General features: G+C 55.9%; 2 protein-coding genes and 1 pseudogene. All 3 read right to left on the minus strand.

What is annotated here, in order from left to right:
• Nucleotides 1-114: 114 nt before the first annotated feature.
• Nucleotides 115-720: a sulfite oxidase heme-binding subunit YedZ gene (locus ACOCD2_RS16060; protein ID WP_293650175.1), complete on the minus strand. Its 606-nt coding sequence runs from the start codon at nucleotides 718-720 to the stop codon at nucleotides 115-117.
• Nucleotides 720-1,689 (minus strand): annotated as a pseudogene (msrP, locus tag ACOCD2_RS16065) (protein-methionine-sulfoxide reductase catalytic subunit MsrP). The gene ACOCD2_RS16060 and the pseudogene msrP overlap by 1 nt, the downstream one beginning before the upstream one ends.
• A 178-nt stretch (nucleotides 1,690-1,867) precedes the next feature.
• On the minus strand, nucleotides 1,868-2,599 hold the full coding sequence (locus ACOCD2_RS16070) for an OmpA family protein (RefSeq protein ID WP_293650286.1): 732 nt from the start codon (nucleotides 2,597-2,599) through the stop codon (nucleotides 1,868-1,870).
• Nucleotides 2,600-2,732 lie beyond the last annotated feature (133 nt).

The raw sequence follows: 2,732 nt of genomic DNA on the forward strand, positions 1-2,732 counted from the left end.
GAGAATCTCTTCTCTTGGTGAGTACCTTGGCACGAGAAATGGGCTATCGGGCTATCTTGGCCACGTCCCGGCGCCCAAAAACGCCGGAACTAGGGGATCGGTGAGCGATGCGGGCTAGGCCGTCACCCGCTTTTTCATGACGCGAAAAGGCCTGGCCTTCCTGCTACGGGGAATCCGCAGAAGCATGAGTAAACTGAAAATGCCCAGGTAGACCATGGGTTCCAGCAGATCGGCCTTGACCAGCCAGATGAAATGCAGCACGGCGAGCAAGGCCGCGACATACACCAGCCGGTGCAGCTGTTTCCAGCGCAGGCCCAGACGCCGCATGCTGAGGGCATTTGATGTGGCTGCCAGCGCCGTCAGTATCAGGAAAGACAGGAAGCCTACCGTGATGTAGGGACGCTTGGCGATATCCGCCAGCATCCCTCCCCAGGCGAATTCCCTATCCAGCCACAGCCACACCAGCACGTGCAGGCTGGCGTAGAAAAAACTGAACAGGCCAAGCATGCGGCGCAACAGCACGGGGCGGCGCCAGCCCGTCAGACGGCGCAAGGGCGTGATGGCCAGCGTTATCAGCAGAAAGCGCAACGCCCAGCTGCCGGTCTCATGACTCAGCGCTTCGACGGGATTTGCTCCCCGGTTGTCACTGAATGCCGCACACGTCATGTACGCCAGGGGCAACAGTGAAGCCAGAAAAACAAGAAGACGCCACTTTTTCATCAGAAATTCTTTCTCAGATCCATTCCCTTGTACAGGCTGGCCACCTCATCGGCGTAGCCGTTGAACATCAGGGTATCTTCCTTGCTGCCGAAAATGCCTCTGCCCAGTACGCGATGGCGTTTCTGGCTCCAGCGCGGATGAGATACTTTCGGGTTCACGTTGGCATAGAAGCCGTATTCATCGCCCGCGATACGGTTCCAGGTATTCCTCGGCTGATTTTTTGTAAAGCGGATGGAAACAATGGATTTTATACTCTTGAAGCCATATTTCCAGGGAATGACCAGACGCAGTGGCGCCCCGTTCTGTCCGGGCAACACTTCGCCATAGAGCCCTGTTGCCAGGAACGCCAGGGGATGCATGGCTTCATCGATGCGCAGCCCTTCACGATACGGCCAGTCCAGCACTTTCCGGGCCTGCCCGGGCAGACGTTCGGGATCGTACAGCGTCTTGAACTCCACGTACTTGGCCTTTGAAGTAGGCTCGAAGCGCTTGAGAAACTTGCCCAGCGGAAGACCCACCCAGGGTACGACCATGGCCCAGGCCTCCACACAACGGAAACGGTAGATACGTTCCTCTTGCTCCAGTTTGAGGACATCTTCGATGTCCATGACCCCCGGCCTGGCACATTCCCCGGATACTTCGATGCTCCAGGGGCGGGTCTTGAGTGCATCGGCGTTCTCGGCAAGGCGCCCTTTTCCCATAGCCAAGTTCGTAGAAATTGTTGTAGGTGGTTATGCTCTTGTACCTGGTGGGTTCGAGGTCCTCACCATAATCCGTTTCTTTCAGCGGAACGATCCTGGGATTCCTGCCCGGTCCGGAATAGACCGCAGAAGCCAGGCCGCTGGCACCTCCCAGCATCAATCCCGCGCCAACCGCCACGCCTGCCTTGATAAGTTGCCGGCGTTTCAACCAGACTTCCCGGTCTGTAATCTCGGAAGGTCTGATCTGTCCAGGTCGGTATATCCGCATCCAAAATCTCCAGTAAAAAAACATGCCGAACCGTTGCCAGGCGGTAAAGCCGGGCAACGCTGCTACACATTAGAACCATTCCAGATGAAAATTCTTTCACCCGCTACAGCAATTTCGCCTGAGACAGGCCTCTGTGCGCCGTCCGACAGCCCGGGTAATCATCTGTATCGCTGCCAGCTCAATAATACCTTGAGGAAGGGGTATCCTGTGTTTCCGCCGGCGTACTCGGGGCCGGGGATTCCAGCGCACGGCTTTCCTGCCCTTCCACGATGGGTTTCAGGTAAATTTCAACCCGCCGGTTGAGCTGGCGGCCGGCTTCTGTGGCATTGCTTGCACGGGGATCACTTTCTCCTCTTCCCTCGATCTGCAGCCTGTCGCTGCGTACTCCGTGGCTCATGAGATAATCACTCACCGCACGGGCCCGGCGCTCCGACAATCTCTGGTTATAGGCTTCTGAACCGACACTATCGGTGTAACCGACGACATGCACGATGGTCTTGTCGTATTTCTTGATGATATTTGCAAGCTTGTCCAGCGTATCCCTGAAACCGTGCTTGATAGTGGCGCTGTCAAAATCGAAGGAAACCTCGTTGTTCAGAGTCAGTTTCAGGCTTTCATCCTTCATGCGCTGTATTTCCAGTTCATGCGCCGCCTGTTCCCTGGCAAGCTCTTCTTCGAGCTCCCGCTGCTGCTTGTCCATGTAGTATCCGACACCACCACCTGCCAGCGCCCCCAGCGCTGCACCCACGTAGGCACCGTTCTTGTGGCTGATCTGATGCCCGATGACTGCACCAGCCACGGCACCAACCATGGCACCTGTCTTGGTTTTCCGGTTCGGATCAGACGGGTCCGTGCAACCTGCCAGTACCACCATACCCGACAGGGCAAGTATTCCAAGTGTATTTTTCATGGTCTTTTCTCCATACTAGAGTTTAGAGTTTCAGAGGAGAAAAACCACTAAAAATCTCAAAAAATAGTTGACATAGCAAGGCGCGGCCTCTCAGAAGAGAAATCAACACAAACTTCTGGAGGCCGCTATGGAC

Source organism: Thiolapillus sp. (assembly GCF_048562965.1).
Lineage (GTDB): Bacteria > Pseudomonadota > Gammaproteobacteria > Chromatiales > Chromatiaceae > Thiolapillus > Thiolapillus brandeum_A.